We start from the raw sequence: 2,387 nt of genomic DNA, 5'->3' as shown, positions 1-2,387 counted from the left end.
TGTCAGGGCAGGGATGTTGTTGTTGCTTCAGGGGTTGGGCATCTTTTCACGGTGACGGAGAAGAAAAAGTCTTTTTCGTATCCTTCGTTTGATGTTGAATGGAGGCCTGCGTTCGAAGTGGATAAGAAGGCTGCGTTTACGAAGAAGTATGTGAAGGCGCTTGAGCGTTTGGGGAAGGGTGCGCGTGCGTTCACGGTCGCGACGGACTATGATGTTGAGGGTGAAACAATTGGGTATACGATTGTCACGTTCTTGCTAGGGCAAAAAGACGCGGCGCGTATGAAGTTTTCGACGGTGACGAAAGGGGAACTTCGCGAGGCGTATGTGCAGAAGCGTCCGACACTGGATTGGGGGCAGGCGAAGGCAGGGACGACTCGGCACGTGATTGACTGGTTGTATGGTATTAACTTGTCGCGGGCACTGACGTTGGCGGTGAAGCGGGCGGGCGCGTTCAAGTTGCTCAGTTCCGGGCGGGTGCAGGGGCCTGCTTTGAAGATTTTGGTTGAGCGGGAGAAGAGTATTGCTGCGTTTGTGCCGACGCCGTACTGGCAAGTTCGTATCGTTGTGGATAAGGAGGGTGGTGTTGAGGCGTGGCATGAGAAGGAGCGGTTCTTGGATGAGGAAGAGGCAAAGAAGACGTTGTCTCGGTGTGAGGGGCATGACGCGGCGGTTTCTGCAGTTGAGCGCGTAACGTTTCGTCAGGAGGCGCCACACCCCTTTGATCTTTCGACGCTTCAGGCGGAGGCGTATCGTTGTTTTCAGTTCTCTCCGAAGCGGACGCTTGATATAGCGCAGTCGCTCTACACGGCGGGGCTTACGTCGTATCCTCGGACGAGCTCTCAAAAATTGCCGGAAAGTATTGGTTTTAAGAGGGTGGTGGGGTTGCTTGAGAAGCAGGAGCGTTACGCTTCGATTGCGGGGAAGGTGCTAGCGAAGAAGGTGTTGAAGCCGCGCAACGGAAAAAAGTCTGATCCTGCACATCCTGCTATCTACCCTACAGGAGAAGTACCGAAGGGTCTTCGTGATGATGAGCTCAAGCTCTACGATTTGATTGTGAAGCGTTTTTTGGCGACGTTCGGCGATGCGGCGTTGCGGGAGACGGTAAACGTTGTGTTCTTGGTGGGGGGTGAGAAGTTCAAGGCGAAGGGGACGAAGACGGTGGAGCGTGGCTGGCACGAGCTGTATGATCCTTACGTTTCGCTTAAGGAAGAAGAGTTTCCGCCGCTTCAAGAAGGTGAAGTTTTGAAGGTTTCTTTGCTTGAGTGTTTGCGCAAAGAGACTAAGCCGCCAAAACGCTTCACGCCTGCTTCGATTATTGCCGAGTTGGAAAAGCGCGGGCTTGGCACGAAGGCGACGCGGGCGGATATTGTTGAGTCGCTCTACAAGCGTGGCTACGTGGTTGAGAAGTCCATGGAAGTAACTCCTATTGGTGTGAAGACGGTGGAGACGTTGGAAGAGCGTTGTCCTGAAATTCTTGATGAGCACTTGACGAGGGAGGTTGAGGAGGAGCTTGAGAAGATTCGGGAGGGGAAGTTGGAACCCGAAACGGTTATTGAAGATGTGAAGGAGAAGTTGAAGAAAATACTGGCGCATTTCAAAGAGCACGAGCAGAGTATCGGGAAGGGGTTGTTGGAGGCCGAGCAAGTCACGAAAGATGCTGCTGCGTTGCTCGGTCCGTGTCCTTCGTGCAAGAAAGGTTCCTTGCGTATTTTGTTTTCTCGCAAGAACAAGCAGTATTTCGTTGCGTGTGACGCTTATCCTTCGTGCAAGCAGACGTATCCTCTTCCTAAAGGAGGGAAAGTGCGGCCTGCGGGGAAGCAGTGCTCGTCGTGTTCGACGCCGATGGTGAAGGTAACCATGAGGAGAAAGACGCAGACGTTGTGTTTGAATCCTTCGTGCCCTGCAAAGTCGGAAGGGAAGGAGGAGTATGAGGAGTCGCTTCGAGCGAGGGTGGGAGAGCCGTGCCCTTCTTGCGGGGAAGGGTCTCTTGTGTTAAGAAAGGGGATGTTTGGCTCGTTTCTTGGCTGTAGTGCGTATCCGAAGTGTAAGGGTGTTGTTGCCGAGAATGGCGTGAAGAAGAAGGAAGAAAAAAAGGAAAAAGAGTGATGGTTCTGAACCAAGGATAAGGTCTTATCTCTTTTTCTTGGTTGTTTTTCTCTTGGTTGCTTTTCTTTTGGTCGCCATGCTGTTTCACCTTTTTTTTGTTATGTATGCCGCGATTGGCACCTCCTTAGTATTGAAAGGAGCAGAACGTGCAGGTTTTTCTTTTGTGTCTTCATGTGTGTGTTCTATGTGTTAGCGTTTTTTCGCAATACTCATATTTAAATGTTTCTAAAAAACATTTCTTTTTCTTGGTTAATTTCTTTTTCTTGTTCACGTTCTCATTC

The 2,387-nt window shown here is 51.0% G+C and carries 1 protein-coding gene; it reads left to right on the top strand.

Annotation, left to right across the window (positions count from 1 at the left end):
* The first annotated feature begins 51 nt into the window (after positions 1-51).
* The gene (topA, locus tag D6783_04080; protein RME52674.1) at positions 52-2,106 is read left to right on the top strand and encodes a DNA topoisomerase I; all 2,055 of its coding nucleotides are present in this window, start codon (positions 52-54) and stop codon (positions 2,104-2,106) included.
* The last annotated feature ends 281 nt before the right edge of the window (positions 2,107-2,387 follow it).

This window comes from Candidatus Woesearchaeota archaeon, assembly GCA_003694805.1.
GTDB lineage: Archaea > Nanobdellota > Nanobdellia > Woesearchaeales > J110 > J110.
The sequence above is the reverse complement of the archived record's forward strand: the minus strand, read 5'-3'. Positions and strand labels throughout refer to the sequence as shown.